This is a genomic window from Emticicia sp. SJ17W-69 (assembly GCF_051209875.1).
Taxonomy (GTDB): Bacteria; Bacteroidota; Bacteroidia; order Cytophagales; family Spirosomataceae; genus Emticicia.
The window spans coordinates 4,962,444-4,980,148 of the sequence record NZ_JBNTQY010000001.1 but is presented as its reverse complement, the minus strand read 5'-3'; the positions used below and the strand labels follow the sequence as shown (position 1 = coordinate 4,980,148).

Genomic DNA, 17,705 nt, shown 5'->3' with positions numbered 1-17,705 from the left:
TTATACTTTTTTTATGCCTTGTTTACTCTTGGTTTCCAAGCAACTTCTTCGCTACCTAATTCCTGCGTCATTTTTCGTGAAAGGACAAAAAGATAGTCTGAAAGTCGATTTAAATATTTGATAATCAGTTGATTAACTTCTTCTTCGGCAGACAGTCTAATACTTAAACGCTCGGCACGACGGCAGACAGTCCGAGCAATATGAGTATATGAAACTGATTGATGCCCGCCCGGTAAAATGAAGGCTCGTAACGGTGGAATTTCAGCATCCATTTTGTCCATTTCATTTTCCAAAAGCAAAATATCTTCATCCAAAAGGTCAGGTAATTTTTTCTTCCGAACTTGTTCTGGCTCAGAAGCCAAATCTGCTCCAATCGTAAACAAACGGTCTTGAATTTCTTTTAGAATCTCTTTTCTTGACTCATTAATAGCTTGATCTCGTACCAAGCCAATCCATGAATTTAATTCATCAACTGTACCATACGATTCAATTTTTAAATCACCTTTGCTAATTCTCGTTCCGCCTACGAGCGAAGTTGTGCCAGTATCTCCTGTTTTTGTGTATATTTTCATTTAAAATTTGTTGAAATTAGTTGTGGAACACTTCAAAAGTGTGCCACAACTATTCTTTACTATTTGCCAGCTAAATAATCCTTGTATGTACTACATTCCTTTATCACTTGGTCTTCAAAAGGGGTGTTTCCATACTTTGTTTTCAAGAGATTGAAATAAGTTGAATACGTATCTTTTCTCAAAGTTGTCAAAGTCTGTTTGATTTCAGCTTCTTTTTTAAGACGCTCTTCCTCAGAAAGCATATAAATACCATCATAAAGTTTGGTATAAATGATGTCGTATTTTATTTTCTGACAAGCTGCTGCCAAATAACAAGCTTTTGCCGATTGCTCAGGCGTTGTTGCTGTATTCATGGCTTTGTCGAAATAAAATAAGGCTTTTTCGTAAGTATAGTAGTCACTTTTTTCATTAATTGTTTCCGAACTACTCCAACTTCGGCGAAGTAAAATCCAGCTATTGCCATAATAACTCATATTATATGTACCACACCCCAACAATAACCAACTTTCAGCGTCATTAGGATTTGCTTTTACTTTTATCTCCAAATCGGCCATGCGAGTGGCAAATGACAATGGTGTAACCTTTTCTTTTGCATTGCGGTCACCCTGCCCATTTAAACTAAACGGATTTACATCTAAATATGTTTTGTAAGGTTCTTCTTGCCAAACTTGTGGAGAAATCTGCTTCCATGCGTCACTTGCTTCAGCATAATGGTGTTCGGATAAAGCTCTTCGACCTAAAACCAAGTATAAATAGTCGTTATTAAAACCAGTCATTTTTATCAACCTTTTATCAAAATCGCTAAGTGATTTTTTTGAAAAATAGGTTATTACTGCATTAATTGTTGTTGAAGAAGTAGAATCTTCAATGACATATTGGTCAGAATTACTCATAAAAGAAGCTCCACCATTGGTATCACTTATATTTAATTGATACGATGTGAGCATCGAAACCAGAAATGCTTTTGCTTTATTTTCTGGCGAAATATCATTAGCTGACTTTTCTTTTTTGCCAAAACAACCAGCAAACCAACCCAAAGATTTTGTTTCGGTTGAGATGATAACCGTAGTTTTTGAACCTAAATTTTCAGAAAATTCATCAGTGCCAGGCAATCCTCGATATTTTGCAGCTAAAATCTTACAAGCAGTATTGAAATTATTGGCCGTTCGGAATTTGTCCGAACGAGCAAAACGTTCTAAAAGAGGTATAACTTTTTCCTCCATTTTTGGCGTAACATCTGGCGTTTCACTCACTGTCAAAATCATTTCTTGCATGGCTATTTGGTCTTTTAGCCCTTGTCGTTCAGTTGGAATTGCTTTCGCTTTTTGTAGTAATTCATCGGCTTTTTTATAATCTTTAGCAATAAAGGTCAAATATGAAGCAGCAGTTAACCAAAAAGGTGAGTTTTTTAAACCTTCTTTTTCAGAAGATTCGAGTGAAAAAGCTAATAATTCTTCAAAATAATTAGAAGCATTTGCTTTCCAATTATTCTTTTTTAGAGAATCAACTCCCCAAAAAGCATATTCTAATTCCTGGCGATCAGTAAAAAAATATTTCTCATTTTTATTGATTTCACGTGCCATTACAAATTCTAATAAAGGATTTTCTTCATCCAAATCTCGCATTTTTTCGAGCATTGGCAAGCCGTCTTGGAAAGGCAAAATGGCTGTAGCAGCATAAACGTTGGCTTTTTCATTGACATTTTGACAAAGATTCAATGCCTCTTCGTGGAATTTGGCTAAGTTTTTTAAACTCAAATAAGCAGCAGACTGTCGAGTAGGGGCATTGACAAATAACTGTGAAAAATGATACATCGCCTTAGTAGAATCACCAGCGTGCATACAAGCACCCGCCATACGTGAAGTAGCCCAGTCGCTGATAAAAGTTTTTTTAGTAATCGGTTTGACCAATTTATTATAAAAATCAATGCTCTGTTTAGGATTCCCTGACATATCCGCTACTTTCACAGCTTGATAAGCTAAACGCTCTTTCAAGAAAATATCTTTGGTTTGGGCATATTGTGCTTGAATATTGCTTAATAAAACACTATAATCAGGCTTTACCACTTGCTGATTGGTATCAATGGCAGCATCATCAAAATTGCTAATATCATTCGCTTCGATTTCTTTCGATAATGCTAAATACTCAAATGCGGCTGTTTCTCCTTTCTTTTTCAAAGCATCACTCAATCCAGTGCCATGTCCTTCTTCGCCATAAGCAATATATAGTTCATCACTGACGAGTTTCTCCGAAACCCCTGCATAGCTTGCCCATGCTTTCACATTTTCGGCCTGAGCTGGGTCAATGACAGGCTCTTCTTGCCAAATATCAGTATCATAAGTAAATTGAGTAGTGAAATTATATGGATGGAATTTTGTTTCATTGGCTGCACTTTCGGGCGAGAAAAAACTCTTAAATTCATCATAATCAAATGGCTCAGGCCCACAAGCGATGAGTAGTAAAATAATGACTGATTTGGTTCGATTACTTAAACGAAGCATAGATTTGATTGAGTTTTTCGTAGCCATAAAAAGATAGCGTATTCGGGTCTAAATGATACAAAGCAAAGGTAAGTTTTTGGTTCGATATTTTTTTACTTAATGCTTTCGAACCTTTCAAAATTTCATCAAAATTAACTTCTTCCGCACGAATTAAATCACCTTTTCGCAACGATAGCCCAAAGGCAGTTGTATCCAGCAAAACGGTATATCTATTGTCACTTTTTTGTAGAAAATTTTTGCTACTAAGTGCTTGACTGTCAAGGTTATTGATAACAGTTAAGAAACGTTTGTTTCGATAGAAAACCGACCATCTGAAAATAGGAAATACCACATCAAGCGGCATTGGATATTGTTCTAAAGTGGCTAAATATTGTGAGGCTGCATCAAGGTCATAAATAGAATTTTGGATTTGCGGTTTTTTCCAATCAGACATATTATAAAACATCAACATACCTCTATCAACAGGCGGAATGCCTGTCTTATGGGCAAACTTGATTTGGTGCAGACGAATAGTAGCCGATAACTGCTTTTCTGGAAAATGTTTTCGTAGTGAAGTAAGTAATTTAAAATACTTTCTTTGTGTAGCAATAGTCCAATCGCAATCAAATTGAATTTCAGAAAAAGGCATGCCTTTCCAAACAATAATCAAATGTTTCTTGATGAAATAGGCAAGTGTATCTATTTGATTGTCAGTTGTTTGCTTTAGTGTTTGGTTGGTAATAAAGATAGTTGGTACTAACTCTAAATTTTTTGGCAAAGCTTGATCAAAATGAAGACTTGCTTTAGGAATCGCTTGTTTTTTAGTAAAATCCCAATCTAAATCATAAGCTTTGATATAAAGTTTTTTGATATGACAAGAGTCGAGCATTTGCAGCTCTTCGGAGCTCAATTTATAAACAGATTTCCAATAATATATTCCTCTTGTTACCTCTTTTGGTGGCGTTTCTTTTTGGCAGGAAATCAGAAATATTGATAGAAAGAATAAGAATAATCGCACGAATAAATGTTTTTTTTTTGAAATATAAACTTCATTGTCGCCTGCTTTAGCTGACGGATGAATAGAATTAACATGTGTTGGGTTTAGCCAAAACTGTAAGCTATTTAAGATAATTATCTTTTTTTTACCGTCAGCTAAAGCAGACGGCAATGAAAAAAAAGGCATTTTGTTTTGAAAATATAGATGAATAAAGCTATGATAATATCGCATCAAAGATACAAATCATGCATCCAAAAACAGTTTTTTCAATAAAATTCTAATTCTCTCAAATCTCTAACCTAACTTTGCACCAGAAAACACTTTCATTTAAAAATGTGTTAACCATTACTAATAAATAGATGAATCGTAGAAGTGTACAAGTTTAATTCTACATTCTACATTCTTAATTCTACATTCTCAATGTCTATCTCAAACGTTTATTTTAATTTCTGGCGGAGAATATCAATGCCACTATTAGTTGTTACTTTAGTTGTCTGCTATTTTACTTTGCCCGACAATGCAGCAGTGCATCATGACGAAAAAGGAAATCCAGATGGTTTTATTGATAAACAAACCTTCTTTTATGTGGCTTGTGGTGTGGTTATCGGTTTTAATTTTTTGTTAAATTTGCTCAAAACACAAATCCAAAAAGTAGATTTTGCTAAGCTGAATCCATCAAGTATTTGGGCAAAAAACCGTGAGTCGCTCAATGCTTTACTTGAGGGTTGGTTCAATGCTTTTATTGCCGTTGTCAACACTTTTATTATCTTTTCTTTGGTTGCACTCAAGCGTATTAATGCTACTGATGGTCAGAAATTAGATGTAAACTATAATTGGTTACTGCTTGCTGGTTTGGTGTTATTGATGTTTTTGATTTTCTTTTTGCCTTTCAAAATTCTTTATACAAATCCTGAAAAAACGGAACAGTAGAACGACAATTTTCCCAGTTGTCAATGCTTGTAAAAGATGAATTCTCCAAAAATGGTAGAAATAAACTTAGAAAAATATAATTATCAACTTCCTGACGAACGAATCGCTCGTTTTCCTGTAGAGCCACGTGATTCTTCAAAGTTGTTGATTTATAAAGACTTAGTTATTTCGGAAGAGAAGTTTTTTACGCTAAAAAGTCATCTTCCAGAAAATACCTTCTTGGTTTTTAACAATACGAAGGTCATACCTGCACGCTTGTTTTTTCAGAAACAAAATGGTGTGGTCATTGAAGTTTTTCTGCTAAATCCCATTGCACCAAGCAATATTGTTTCGCAGGTAATGGAAACTACCGAAAGTTGTACTTGGGCGTGTATGATTGGCAATAAAAAGCGTTTCAAAGAAAAAGTGACTGCTACCGTAACACCGTTTTCTATCGGAGAAGGGGTGGTGCTAACTGCTGAGCTAATTGACCATGAAAAAAATCATGTAAAGTTTTCATGGAATAACGATAAGCTCACTTTTGCTGAAATTGTCAACTTTTTTGGACAAATTCCATTGCCACCATATCTCAAGCGAGAAACTGCACAAAAAGACTACGAAACCTACCAAACCGTTTATTCAAAAAAAGACGGAGCAGTAGCAGCACCGACAGCAGGATTACATTTTACAGAACAAGTTTTTGAAGATTTAGCCAAGAAAGGTATTAAGCATGATTTTGTGACGCTACATGTTGGAGCGGGTACTTTTCAGCCTATAAAAGTACAAAATGTGGTTGAGCATAAAATGCACTGTGAGCAAATTGTATTTGATAAATCGTTCATAATCAATCTTTTACAAAATATCGACTTTGTTATTCCTGTCGGCACAACTTCTATGCGTTCGCTTGAAAGCTTGTACTGGTTTGGGGTAAAATTATTGATGGGAGAGGAGGAATTTTTTATTGAAAAATTATTTCCTTATAACCGAGCGGAAACATTTACCGCCCAAGAATCGCTCAAGGCAATTCTAAATTTTATGACCGAAAGAAATCTTTCTCAAATTATTGGCGAAACCGAGATTTTCATTTTTCCAGGTTATCAATTCAATATTTGTAAAGGAATTATCACAAATTTTCATCAACCAGACTCAACCTTAATCTTGCTTGTAGCGGCCTTGGTGGGTGAAAATTGGCAAAAAATTTATGATTATGCATTAAATAATAATTTTCGTTTCCTAAGTTATGGTGATTCTTCGCTTCTGATTCCGTAATTTTGTGTTTTAATTTTCGTTCTATTACAATGTAGGACGAAATTTTATTTCGCCCAAAGTAAAATCTTTGACTAAACATTATCCATTTTGCATTATTTATATAGATTTTCAATGAAAAAAATATTAACCACAATCTTAGTTTTAGTAAGCATTATCAGTTTTGCTCAAGTTCGACCTAACACACAATATGGCTTCAAAGTAGGCATCAGTGATTCAAAAATTGCTATCATTAACAACCGTTCAACGATTATTCCCAAACTTAAAAATAATATCAATATTGGTTTATTTTATCGTTGGAATCTTAAAAAGATTAGCCTACAACCTGAGTTATATTTTCAAGCAAAAGGTGGAACTTTAAAGTCAACTTCTGCTAACTTTACTGAAACTGGGAATACCATCTTAAGAAACAATTATCAGTATCTTACTGGAGCGTTTCTTTTGGGTTATGAAGTAGTGAAAAATGTACATTTGGTAGCAGGGCCTGAATATGGTTATTCGCTCAATACTGGCACCAAACGTGGCCCTGATGTCAATACAGATTTGAGTATCATGGGTGGCATTAGAATTGATATGCTTGATGCGGCTCATTTATTCAGCTTAAATATTCGTTATGTGCATGGCCTCACCAACACAACCAACAAAACTTATACACTGGCAGATAAAACAGTAGTCCCTTTTAATTTCCAAAATCGCACCCTCCAAGTTTCAGCAAGTATGAATTTTAGTGACTATTATCGCTGGTACAAAAAGCATGGAGATAAAAAGAAGAAAAAATAATTTTGTGGAGCGATTTTTCAAATCGTCAATGAGTAATTATTATTTTTGCAAAATATTTCATGCCACGCCCCATAAAAGCGTGGCATAATTGTAAATAAAAGCACTGAAAATGTCAGTGGACTATCGTCTATTGACCGTTGACTAATTATATGAATTTCATAAAAGAATTACGTTGGAGAGGAATGTTGCAAGATGCCATGCCTGGCACAGAAGAGCAACTCAATAAAGAAATGACCGCTGGGTATATCGGTTTCGACCCAACGGCAAAATCACTGCATATTGGTAACTTAGCTACGATAATGTTGCTAAAGCACTTCCAATTGGCAGGTCATAAGCCTTTTGCTTTGGTAGGCGGAGCTACTGGAATGGTGGGCGACCCTTCGGGAAAAGCAGCCGAACGTCAGTTTTTGTCAGAAGAAATTTTGAGAGAAAACCAAGATGGCATTCGTAAGCAATTAGCCAAGTTTTTGGATTTTGACTGTGGCGAAAACTCGGCCGAAATCGTCAATAATTATGATTGGTTCAAAGAAATTGGTTTTTTGGAGTTCTTGCGTGAAGTAGGTAAATACTTGACTGTCAATTACATGATGTCGAAAGATTCAGTAAAAAATCGTTTGACGACAGGTATTTCATTTACCGAATTTTCGTACCAATTATTACAAGGCTACGATTTTTATTGGTTGTACAAAAATAAAAATGTTCGACTACAAATGGGAGGTTCTGACCAATGGGGAAATATCACCACTGGCACTGAATTGATTCGTAGAAAAGAGGCGGCAATGATTGGTGAAAGTGACGAGGAAAATGTAACCTACCAAGCCTATGCACTTACAACTCCTTTAGTTACGAAGTCAGATGGTACAAAATTTGGTAAATCAGAGTCGGGAAATGTTTGGCTTGACCCAGATTTTACTTCGCCTTATCAGTTTTACCAATTTTGGTTGAATCAAACAGATGCCGATACTCCTCGTTTATTGAGAGTTTTTACACTTTTATCAAAAACGGAAATCGAAGCTATCGAAAGTCAACACGCCGAAGCACCGCATTTAAGACTCGCCCAAAAAGCATTAGCAAAAGATGTGACGATTCGTGTGCATGGCGAAGACCAGTATGATTTGGCGGTAAAAGCATCAGAAATATTGTTTGGAAAAGGTACACTCGAAACGCTTCAAAGTTTAGATGAAAAAACCTTCACCAGCATTTTTGATGGTGTGCCACAAACAGAAGTTTCTCAAGAAGCATGGAGCTCATGTCCAAATGTTTTGGATTTGATTTCGACGGTCACTAATAATGAAGTTTATGCTTCAAAAGGTGAAGCTCGTCGTGCGATGCAAGGCAATGCAGTAAGCATCAATAAAGTAAAAATTACTGATGAAAAGCTGCCAATTAGCGAATTGACCTTGCTTCAAGGAAAATATTTATTGGTCGGAAAAGGCAAAAAGAATCATATTGTAAAAATATTGAATTAATTAAGAATTAAGAATTAGGAATTAAGAATAGTGTGTATTTGTCGTAAATAATTGATTTTCAAGTATTTGTAAACATTAATCCCTGATTCTTAATTCCTAATTCTTAATTCCTAATTCTTTTTTGGTAGATTTTTCGTCTTAGTAATTTGTGAACAAAAAAAATATACTTATCTTTGCAGTCCAAAATAAAAATTGGAACAAAAAACGGGCATGGTGCAATGGTAGCATACGGGTCTCCAAAACCTTTGATCTGAGTTCGAATCTTAGTGCCCGTGCAATTTTATAAAAAAGAAATTATGCAAGAATTTTTCAAAAACTCTTGGGAGGAAGTAACCAAAGAGGTAACATGGCCCAAATGGAGCGAGCTACAATCAAGTGCAACACTTGTATTGGTAGCATCACTTATTTTCGCCTTAGTGGTGGGTGTAATTGATTTTTTAATCGAAAACGGTCTTCGTTTATTCTACCAATCAATCTAAAAATCCTAAATTTGCTACCATGAGCGAGATAAATTGGTATGTTGTGCGAGCGGTTTCTGGTCAGGAAAAAAAGATTAAAACCTATATCGAAAACGAGGCAGCTCGACGCAAATTAGACGAATTAATACCAACAATTTTAATTCCTACCGAAAAAATCACCGAAGTTCGCAATGGCAAGAAACGTGTCCGTGAAAAAAACTTTTTTCCAGGCTATATCATTGTCAATGCCGACCTTAATAATGGTGAAGTACTTCACTTAATTAAAAGTATGCCAGGTGTAATTGGTTTCTTAGGTCGTAACAATGGTACTTCCATGACACCAGAGCCACTTCGTCAGTCAGAAATTAATCGTATTTTAGGTGTTCAAGACGAAGTAATCATTGGTGATAATATTTCATCATCATTGATATTCACTAAAGGTGAAAATGTGAAAGTAATTGATGGTCCATTCAGTGGTTTTGAAGGAGCAGTTGAAGAAATCAATGAAGATAAGAAAAAACTAAGTGTAAGTGTGAAAATATTTGGCCGTAGTACTCCAGTTGAATTGGGGTATATGCAGGTTGAAAAAATGTAACATTTAACTCAAAAATATTAAAAAAGCCTCTTTATTTTAAGTAAAGAGGCTTTTTTATTGCCAAAAATGATAAATATTATTAATTTCTTTTATTTCAAAGCCATACTTTTCATAAAATCTGCAAGCTTGCAGGTTATCCATTTGTGTTGGAACATCGAGCGTTTGTATTTTTTCATTTTTACAAAATTCTACACAAGCATCAATCAATGATGCACCAATGCCTTGTCCTTGTAAAGTTTCATCAACTGCAATAAGTCCAATGGTAGCAGTTTCTTCTTTAACATTTAGCGTCACCATTCCACCTATTTTTTTGTTAGAATAAACAAAAACCTTACGAGCAATGGCATGACTTACCGATTTATTAACCCATTCTCTATAAAGACGTTTGAAGTTTTCAATACCAAAACCATTATCTAATTTAAATCTAGAATGACTACCACTGAGATATGCTAAGTCATAGAGTTCTTGCGAAGCTTTTTCTTGTAAAAACTCTTCAATATGATTTCTGTTTTTTGTCTGTAATTGAGCGATTTTTGCTGTATAAGTAACTTTTCTATCAACCAATTTTCCGTGAAATTTTTGAAGAATTTCATCAGAAACTTCAATGTTTTTTTCGGTAAAAACGTAAATCAGTTCATATTTTTCAGTATAAGCTCTTGCTAAGCTAGCTTCTAAAAAACCTTCGTTTTTTTCAAAAACAGCTATTTTGCCAATTTTTTTACCAAAAAACTGACTATCCCAAATTAAATCTACCATCAAAAATTAAGTTTTTGGTCAATAATGTGTGTAGGACGTTCTTTTACTTGCTCGAAGGTTTTGCCTAAATAAATGCCAATAATACCCAAAATAAAAATAATCAATCCTGAAAAAAAAGTGATGGAAATAATAATACTCGCAAATCCTAATTGTTTAATTTGGTCAGTAAAATAAAGATACAAATAACCCATACCTAATAAAACCGAAAAGAGAGACATCAATAAGCCCAAACGGACGGTGAGGCGAAGAGGTTTGTCAGAAAACGAAATGATATTATTGAAAGCTAATTCAATGAGTTTTTTCCAAGAATAAGATGTTTTTCCTGAAACTCGCTCATCATGCTTGACAGGTAAATAGGCTTTTTTAAAACCTACCCATTGTGTCATTGTTGGAAAAAAACGAATGTTATCTCCTAAACTTATAACCGCATCAATTACTTTTCGATGGTAAATTCCAAAGTTAGCAACACTACTATCTTGCACGGTGTCTGTCAAATAGCTAAAAACTTTATAAAATAATTTAGAAGAAAGTTTTTTGAAAAAACCATCTTGCCGAACTTGCCTTTGAGCAAAAACTAATTCATAACCTGATTGTGCTTTAGCAAGTAGATGAGGAATTTCATCTGGGCGGTCTTGAAGGTCGCAGTCCATCACAACTATCCATTCACCCTGAGCAATTTCCAAACCAGCAGTGATGGCTGCGTGTTGGCCAAAGTTTCGACTGAGTTTTACCCCTTTTACTTTTTTATCCTGTTGACATACTGTTTGGATTGCTTTCCATGATTGGTCGGGGCTTCCATCTTCCACTAAAACAATTTCGTAAGCATCGGTTATTTTACTAACCGCTTGGTGAATTTCGGAAACTAATTGTTCAACAATTTCTTCTGCCCTATATACTGGCGAAACAACGGATAGATACATGAATAAGTTTTTTCTTACAATATTCGCTACTTATACGCATTATGCCAAATCATTACACGATGATTTTTTTAAATCGTCTAATAAAAATGTAACTTTGTAAAAAAAATCAAAAGCCATGAATCTCGATTTAACAGGAAAAACAGCATTGGTTTGCGGCAGCACACAAGGAATTGGTAAAGCTGCTGCAATAGAATTGGCTCTTTTAGGAGCAAATGTAACACTTTTGGCAAGAAACGAAGAAAAGCTTCAAGAGGTTTTAGATGAACTGCCTCGAAAAAAAAGCCAAAAACACCGTTATTTAGTAATTGATTTTGCAAAAACCAATCAAGTAAGGCCTAAAATAGAAAGGTATTTGGCCAAATACCCTAAAGTACACATTTTAGTAAATAATACTGGCGGCCCTGCAGGCGGCCCAGTAATTGATGCAAATCCAGAGCAGTTTATTCAGGCATTTAATGAACACATCGTGGTTGCTCAAATATTGACACAATCAGTGACACCAAGTATGAAAGAAGCTGGATTTGGAAGAATTATTAACATCACATCAATTGGGATGAAGCAACCAATTGTAGGTTTGGGAGTATCTAATACAATTCGTGGAGCAATGGGCAGTTGGGCAAAATCAATGGCCAACGAATTGGGTAAATTTGGTATTACTACGAATAATGTTTTGCCAGGCTATACCACTACAGGACGTTTACAAAAAGTAAATGAAATGCGTGCCACCTTGACCAACAAGCCAATTGAAGAAGTTGAGCAAGAATTAATAAAGGATATTCCAATTGGAAGATTTACAACGCCACAAGAAACGGCAGCTGTTATTGCTTTTTTGTGTTCTCCAGCGGCAGCTTCTGTCAATGGTGTAAGTATTCCAGTAGATGGAGGAAAGACGAGCAGTTTGTAGGACTTTCTTATAATAAAAAAAGATCTTTGGTATTAACCAAAGATCTTTTTGCGTTTTTCACCTTAAAAAATTACGCTTGTTTTGCCACTTGAATATTAAATACTAATTTCACTTCATCACTTACTACTACACCACCAGCCTCAGTAACGGCACTCCAAGTAAGACCAAAATCTTGACGATTGATTTTTCCTGAAATATCAAAGCCAGCTTTTGTGTTTCCGTAGAAATCACCCATGATACCACCAAATTCAACTTTTAATGTAACTGGTTTTGTTACATCTTTGATTGTTAAATTTCCCTCTAAAGTATAAGAATCTTCATCTTTTTTCACCATTGAAGTAGAAGCAAAAGTGAGTTTTGGGAATTTTTCAGCATCAAAAAAATCACCTGATTTTAAATGTCCATCTCTTTGCTCTTGTCCTGTTGAAATACTATTAATATCAGCCGAAAAATTTACACTTGCACCAGCAAAATCTTCATCGTTTGCTGTTTCGATGCCACCTTCATAAGTACCGAAAGTACCTGTTACAGTAGAGATCATTAAATGTTTTACTTTGAATTGCACTTCTGAGTGCGTTGGGTCAATTGTCCAGATAGCCATTGTTTTTTTATTTAAAGTTTTAAGATTTTTAAGTAATGTATTTACATTATATGTATATACATTTAATACAAAAAACGATATTAAAAAGTTTCACTAATAACAAAAAAAAGTATCACTCTGTTTAATGAATGATACTTTTTGGCTGTAATATATTGATAGTAAACTATTTATCTTTTTTGGTTTGTTCTAAAATTCCTTTACAAATTTCTTTTACAATGGTAGGACCTTCATAAATAAATCCAGAATATACTTGTACGAGAGATGCACCTGCATTGAGTTTTTCAATAGCGTCTTGGGCTGTATAGATTCCTCCTACACCAATGATTGGAAATGCTTTATTCGATTTTTCAGACAAATATCGGATTACTTCAGTTGAGCGATTGGTGAGAGGTTTTCCACTTAAACCGCCTGCTCCGATTTGAGCAACTGTCTGACTATCAGTTTCTAACCCTGCTCTACTAATGGTTGTGTTGGTGGCAATTACACCCGCTGTTCGAGTTTCTTTGATGATTTCAATTACGTCATCCAATTGTTCGTTGGTTAAATCAGGGGCAATTTTCAGAAGAATTGGCTTCGGCTTTGATTTTCTTCCATTGTCTCTTTCCAAGACTTTTAAGATATATTTCAAAGGTTCCTTTTCTTGTAAATCACGTAAGCCAGGTGTGTTGGGCGAACTAACATTTACTACAAAGTAATCGACGTAGGGATAAAGATCATTGAATGCTTTTAAATAATCATAAACCGCGTCATCGTTTTCGGTAGTTTTGTTTTTACCGATATTTCCTCCGATAATAATTTTTGATTTTCTTTTCCGTAGCTGATTGGCCGCTTCGAGTGAGCCTTCATTATTGAAACCCATGCGGTTGATGAGAGCTTGGTCAGGTTTTAATCTAAACAAGCGAGGTTTTTCATTACCCAACTGTGGTTTTGGTGTAACTGTACCGATTTCAATAAAGCCAAAGCCTAGATTGGCAAGTTCATCAGTCCATACACCATTTTTATCAAAACCTGCCGCTAAACCTACGGGATTTTTGAAGCGTAGCCCAAATACTTTTCGCACCAAACGAGTATCTTCTTTTTCAAAAAACAGCCTTAGAATACTTGGAACAAATGGAATGCTACAAGCAGTTTTAAGTACATTCATTACCACATAGTGAATCTTCTCGGCATCGTAGCGAGTGAGGAACGGGAATATATATTTTTTATAAAAACTCATCAAAAGTGCTTGTCTAAAAAGACAGATTATGTTTGTTGTAAAATTAATAAATGTTGGAATATTGCAGCAAAGCAGAACGAATAGAATGGTTTACAAAAATACAATTTTACGATAACTTTTCCTTGAAAATTTACTTTTAAGATTAGAATAAAATCTTGTATATTAAAAAAGTACAAAAAAATATCAAACTATTTCTATATACGAATTTGGTATTTAATGATTTAAAATAATGTTGGAATTGCATAAAATGATTTCAAATGGCACTTTTTCCCATTCATACCTCAATTTCTTTACTTCATCAGAATTATTTTTAATTTTATCACTCATTTTATCACTTTTGTATTATCAAAAGGCATATCTAAAAAAAATTATAAAAACTTTGAACCTTTTAAAAGTTTCCATAGTTTCTAACATTATAAAACTCTAAAAATATGATAGAATCAAATTACTTAAAGAACGGAAATGGAAGTAAGGGAACGAATACTCAAAGCTGCTGAAGAACTTTTTATGAAATTTGGCATTCGTAGTGTAACAATGGACGAAATCGCCTCCGAACTCGGAATTTCAAAAAAAACAATTTACCTACATTTTGAAGATAAAGATAGTATTGTGCATGAAGTGGCTACGCAGCGAATGATATGTGAGCAAGTGGAATGCGAAGAAATTTACGAAAAAGCAGCCAATCCGATTGATGAAGTTTGTAGAGAAATTGAAATGCTCAAGACCCATGCAGCCGCTTTAAATCCAGTGGTAATTTATGATTTAAAAAAGTATTATCCTAAAACTTGGCAATTGTTTCAACAACATAAGCAAACTGTTTTTTTAGAAATCACTAAAAGAAATTTGAAAGAAGGGGTAGAACAAGGACTTTATAGAAGAGAAATCAATATAGATATTTTGTCAAAGCTTCGAATGGAAGAAATTGATTTTGCTTTCGACCAAAGTGTTTTTCCCCTAGAAAAGTTTAACCAGTATGATGTCCACAAAACTTTTATTGACCATTTTTTAAGAGGAATTATAACAGATAAAGGCTTGGAAATTTATCAAAAATATATCGACAAGACTCAAGTCTAAAAAAACCATCACACATTTTAATACCACAGTCTTAATTTTAACAACACAGAAGTATGAAAATAAAACTACGGGCTTTTTCTCCCTTACTTTTCCTAATTTTAAGTATAACTGCTTATAGTCAGCAGTCATTTTCCTTAAAAGAAGCAGTTCAATATGGTATAAAGAATCATTTAACAGTAAAAAATGCTGAATTAGAGATTTATTCTGCCGAAAATACCATCAAGCAAGTAAAAGCGGCTGGTTTACCACAAATCACTGGCTCGTTTCAATACACTGCCAATGTGATTATTCCAACGCAATTGATTTCTGCTAAGAACTTTAACCCAAATGCCGCAGAAGGAGAGGTTACCAAGTTCAAATTTGGTGTGCCTTGGGGTGGTCAAGCTGGCATCGGGCTTAACCAATTGCTGTATGATGCAACTTGGTTGGTCGGTATCAAGGCGGCTCCTGTTTATCGTGAATTGGCACAAAGAACTGTCGCAAGCACAAAATTGACAGTTGCTGAAAATGTCATGAAAGCGTACTATTCGGTTTTAGTTGCCGAAGAGCGAAGCAAAATTTTGGCTTTAAATATCACTCGTTTGGATACCCTTCTTCGTGAGATGAAAATCATGAACGAAAAAGGTTTTATCGAAAAATTGGATGTTGACCGTCTGCAAGTACAACGCAATAATTTAGTGACTGAGACACAAAAAGTTAAAAACCTAATAGAATTGAGTTATGGTTTGTTAAAATTCCAAATGGGAATAAAACAGCAAGAACCCATTGTATTGAAAGATAAACTTTCTGAAACAGACATAAATACTTTGCAATTGCCTGATTATCAAAGTGTTGATTTTGGTGGACGTATTGAATACTCAACCTTGATGACCCAACGAAAATTGGCAGCTTTAGATATGGAGCGAACACAAAAAGGGGTTTTTCCAAAAGTTTTCTTTTCGGGTTCACTCGGTGCGGGTCATAGTAATCCAAGATTTAACCCTTTAGAGCGTTGGTTTGGTTCGTCGGCATTGAATATAGGCTTGCAAATACCAATTTATGATAGTGGTTTACGAAAAATACAGATTCAACAACACCAGATTAATTTGACAAAAATTGACCAAAGTGCTTTATATCTTCGTGAATTGTTTGATTTACAAGCAGCACAAGGCATTATTAGCTTAAAAAATGGCTTAGAAAGTTTGAAATCTCAAAAAGCAAATATGGATTTAGCACAGGAAGTGGTGAGGGTTTCAAAAATAAAATATCAAGCTGGAGCAGGTACTAATATTGAAGTTATCAACGCTGAATCTTCGTTGAAAGAAGCTCAAACCAATTATTTTGCTGCACTTTACGATTTGCTTATTGCCAAAGTTGATTTAGATAAAGCAAGAGGTAAGTTATTGGCAGAGTAAAACCGTGACAATTATCAGTAAACAGTTATCAATTATAGCGTTATACGTGAGTCATTCAGTTCACTAAATCACTCATTTATAAATCACTCATTCACTCATTTATATTTTATATGAAAAATTCACTTTATACATTATCAATACTTGTTGTTTTAGTTGCTTGCTCAAAAGGTGGTGGCGATAAACTTTCAGAGAAAAGGGCTGAATTAGCCAAATTACAAGCGGAAGAAAAAACAATCACGGCAAGTATTAAAAAATTACAAGCCGAATTAGATATTCTTGATCCAAAGAAAGACGTGGAGAAAGTTGTCACCGTAACAGTTTCGCCACTTGCTTCACAAAACTTCAAACACTTTGTTGAAATTCAAGGACGAGTTGATGCAAAAAATAATATTTTCGTCTCGCCACAAATGGGTGGAGCGATTACTAAGCTCTATGTAAAAGAAGGCGATTACGTAAAACAAGGACAAACCATCGCTACGATTGACAATGCAGTTTTGAAACAATCGCTTCAAGAAATTGATGTACAATTAGAAACGGCCAAGGTTTTCTATGAAAAACAAAAATCTCTTTGGGATCAAAAAATTGGAACTGAGATTCAATACATTCAAGCAAAAAGTACAGTCGAATCTTTAGAGAAACGTATTGCTACACTCAAAGCTCAAACAGCAATGACAACTGTTGTTTCACCAATAGGTGGATTTGTAGATGAAGTACGTATGAAAGCTGGTGAAATGGCCGCTCCAGGTTTGGGAATTGTACGTGTGGTTAATTCTGATAATCTTAAAGTTGTGGCTCAAGTAGCTGATACCTATGCAAGCACAATTAAGCAAGGAGATGTAGTAGTTGTAAAATTCCCAGATTTAGGAAAAGAAACAACAGCTAAATTGACTTTTGTTAGTCAAACGGTTAATACAGCTTCAAGAACATTTGCAGTAGAGGCATCAATTCCAAAAATTGACAGTCAATTGAAGCCAAATATGACTGCAGTTTTGAATATCAATGACCAAGCGAAAGCCAATGCAATTATTATTAATCAAAACTATATTCAGCATACGGAGTTAGGTGACATCGTTTATGTAGCTGTTACAGAAGGTGCAAAAAAAGTAGCACGCAGTCGCAAAGTTACCACAGGTATCACTTATAATGGTGACATCGAAATTACTTCAGGTTTGCAAACTGGCGATATGTTGATTACGCAAGGTTATCAAGATTTAGTTGATGGGCAGGCGGTTAATTTTTAACAAACCTCACCCCCGACCCCTCCGAAGCGTCGGTCGCCCCGATAAGGAGGGGAGTATTTGATATAACATTAAA

General features: G+C 34.8%; 17 protein-coding genes and 1 tRNA gene. 11 read left to right on the top strand and 7 right to left on the bottom strand.

The annotated features are described in order from the left end of the window. Positions 1-11: 11 nt before the first annotated feature. Genes ACQUQZ_RS20390 through ACQUQZ_RS20380 form a run of 3 tightly spaced genes read right to left on the bottom strand, consistent with a single transcriptional unit; the run spans position 12 to position 4,235 of the window. Complete coding sequence (locus ACQUQZ_RS20390; RefSeq protein WP_435356934.1) at positions 12-572, bottom strand: cob(I)yrinic acid a,c-diamide adenosyltransferase; 561 nt, start codon at positions 570-572, stop codon at positions 12-14. 59 nt (positions 573-631) lie between these two features. Further along, positions 632-3,073 carry a hypothetical protein gene (locus tag ACQUQZ_RS20385; protein WP_435356933.1) on the bottom strand — a complete coding sequence of 814 codons (2,442 nt, stop codon included), beginning with the start codon at positions 3,071-3,073 and terminating at the stop codon, positions 632-634. After that, the gene (locus ACQUQZ_RS20380) at positions 3,057-4,235 is read right to left on the bottom strand and encodes a hypothetical protein (RefSeq protein ID WP_435356932.1); all 1,179 of its coding nucleotides are present in this window, start codon (positions 4,233-4,235) and stop codon (positions 3,057-3,059) included. Before ACQUQZ_RS20380 ends, ACQUQZ_RS20385 begins: the two co-directional genes overlap by 17 nt. Before the next feature lie 234 nt (positions 4,236-4,469). On the opposite strand from ACQUQZ_RS20380, the gene ACQUQZ_RS20375 reads away from it, so the two are divergent. The 7 genes from ACQUQZ_RS20375 (at position 4,470) to nusG (ending at position 9,526) form a co-directional block, all read left to right on the top strand. Beyond that, positions 4,470-4,979, top strand: coding sequence for a hypothetical protein (locus tag ACQUQZ_RS20375; RefSeq protein WP_435356931.1), 510 nt, complete (start codon positions 4,470-4,472; stop codon positions 4,977-4,979). Between the two features lie 36 nt (positions 4,980-5,015). Then, on the top strand, positions 5,016-6,227 hold the full coding sequence (locus ACQUQZ_RS20370) for an S-adenosylmethionine:tRNA ribosyltransferase-isomerase (protein ID WP_435356930.1): 1,212 nt from the start codon (positions 5,016-5,018) through the stop codon (positions 6,225-6,227). A 111-nt stretch (positions 6,228-6,338) separates the two neighbouring features. Further along, positions 6,339-7,004, top strand: coding sequence for a porin family protein (locus ACQUQZ_RS20365; RefSeq protein WP_435356928.1), 666 nt, complete (start codon positions 6,339-6,341; stop codon positions 7,002-7,004). A gap of 149 nt (positions 7,005-7,153) precedes the next feature. Continuing rightward, complete coding sequence (gene tyrS, locus ACQUQZ_RS20360) at positions 7,154-8,473, top strand: tyrosine--tRNA ligase (protein ID WP_435356927.1); 1,320 nt, start codon at positions 7,154-7,156, stop codon at positions 8,471-8,473. A 204-nt stretch (positions 8,474-8,677) separates the two neighbouring features. Then, a tRNA-Trp gene (locus ACQUQZ_RS20355) sits at positions 8,678-8,748 on the top strand. A gap of 21 nt (positions 8,749-8,769) precedes the next feature. Then, positions 8,770-8,952, top strand: coding sequence for a preprotein translocase subunit SecE (gene secE / locus ACQUQZ_RS20350; RefSeq protein WP_188765738.1), 183 nt, complete (start codon positions 8,770-8,772; stop codon positions 8,950-8,952). Positions 8,953-8,971: 19 nt separating this feature from the next. After that, positions 8,972-9,526 carry a transcription termination/antitermination protein NusG gene (gene nusG / locus ACQUQZ_RS20345; RefSeq protein WP_435356926.1) on the top strand — a complete coding sequence of 185 codons (555 nt, stop codon included), beginning with the start codon at positions 8,972-8,974 and terminating at the stop codon, positions 9,524-9,526. 54 nt (positions 9,527-9,580) lie between these two features. Here nusG and ACQUQZ_RS20340 read toward each other — a convergent pair whose 3' ends face one another. Beyond that, complete coding sequence (locus ACQUQZ_RS20340; protein WP_435356925.1) at positions 9,581-10,282, bottom strand: GNAT family N-acetyltransferase; 702 nt, start codon at positions 10,280-10,282, stop codon at positions 9,581-9,583. Beyond that, on the bottom strand, positions 10,282-11,202 hold the full coding sequence (locus ACQUQZ_RS20335; RefSeq protein WP_435356924.1) for a glycosyltransferase family 2 protein: 921 nt from the start codon (positions 11,200-11,202) through the stop codon (positions 10,282-10,284). The genes ACQUQZ_RS20340 and ACQUQZ_RS20335 overlap by 1 nt, the downstream gene beginning before the upstream one ends. 115 nt (positions 11,203-11,317) lie before the next feature. Here ACQUQZ_RS20335 and ACQUQZ_RS20330 point away from each other — a divergent pair, with 115 nt between their 5' ends. Then, positions 11,318-12,106 (top strand): SDR family oxidoreductase, encoded by a 789-nt coding sequence (locus ACQUQZ_RS20330; protein ID WP_435356923.1) that lies wholly within the window; start codon positions 11,318-11,320, stop codon positions 12,104-12,106. A gap of 70 nt (positions 12,107-12,176) precedes the next feature. On the opposite strand, the gene ACQUQZ_RS20325 is transcribed toward ACQUQZ_RS20330, so the two are convergent. Together ACQUQZ_RS20325 and ACQUQZ_RS20320 are read right to left on the bottom strand one after the other, a co-directional pair. Then, the gene (locus ACQUQZ_RS20325) at positions 12,177-12,707 is read right to left on the bottom strand and encodes a YceI family protein (RefSeq protein WP_435356922.1); all 531 of its coding nucleotides are present in this window, start codon (positions 12,705-12,707) and stop codon (positions 12,177-12,179) included. Between the two features lie 163 nt (positions 12,708-12,870). Further along, positions 12,871-13,923 (bottom strand): quinone-dependent dihydroorotate dehydrogenase, encoded by a 1,053-nt coding sequence (locus ACQUQZ_RS20320; RefSeq protein ID WP_435356921.1) that lies wholly within the window; start codon positions 13,921-13,923, stop codon positions 12,871-12,873. A 462-nt stretch (positions 13,924-14,385) separates the two neighbouring features. Between ACQUQZ_RS20320 and ACQUQZ_RS20315 the strand changes: the two genes are divergently transcribed. From ACQUQZ_RS20315 to ACQUQZ_RS20305, 3 genes are all read left to right on the top strand, one after another. Beyond that, the gene (locus ACQUQZ_RS20315; RefSeq protein WP_435356920.1) at positions 14,386-14,997 is read left to right on the top strand and encodes a TetR/AcrR family transcriptional regulator; all 612 of its coding nucleotides are present in this window, start codon (positions 14,386-14,388) and stop codon (positions 14,995-14,997) included. A 53-nt stretch (positions 14,998-15,050) separates the two neighbouring features. After that, complete coding sequence (locus ACQUQZ_RS20310; RefSeq protein WP_435356919.1) at positions 15,051-16,391, top strand: TolC family protein; 1,341 nt, start codon at positions 15,051-15,053, stop codon at positions 16,389-16,391. 110 nt (positions 16,392-16,501) lie between these two features. Beyond that, complete coding sequence (locus ACQUQZ_RS20305) at positions 16,502-17,632, top strand: efflux RND transporter periplasmic adaptor subunit (RefSeq protein ID WP_435356918.1); 1,131 nt, start codon at positions 16,502-16,504, stop codon at positions 17,630-17,632. The last annotated feature ends 73 nt before the right edge of the window (positions 17,633-17,705 follow it).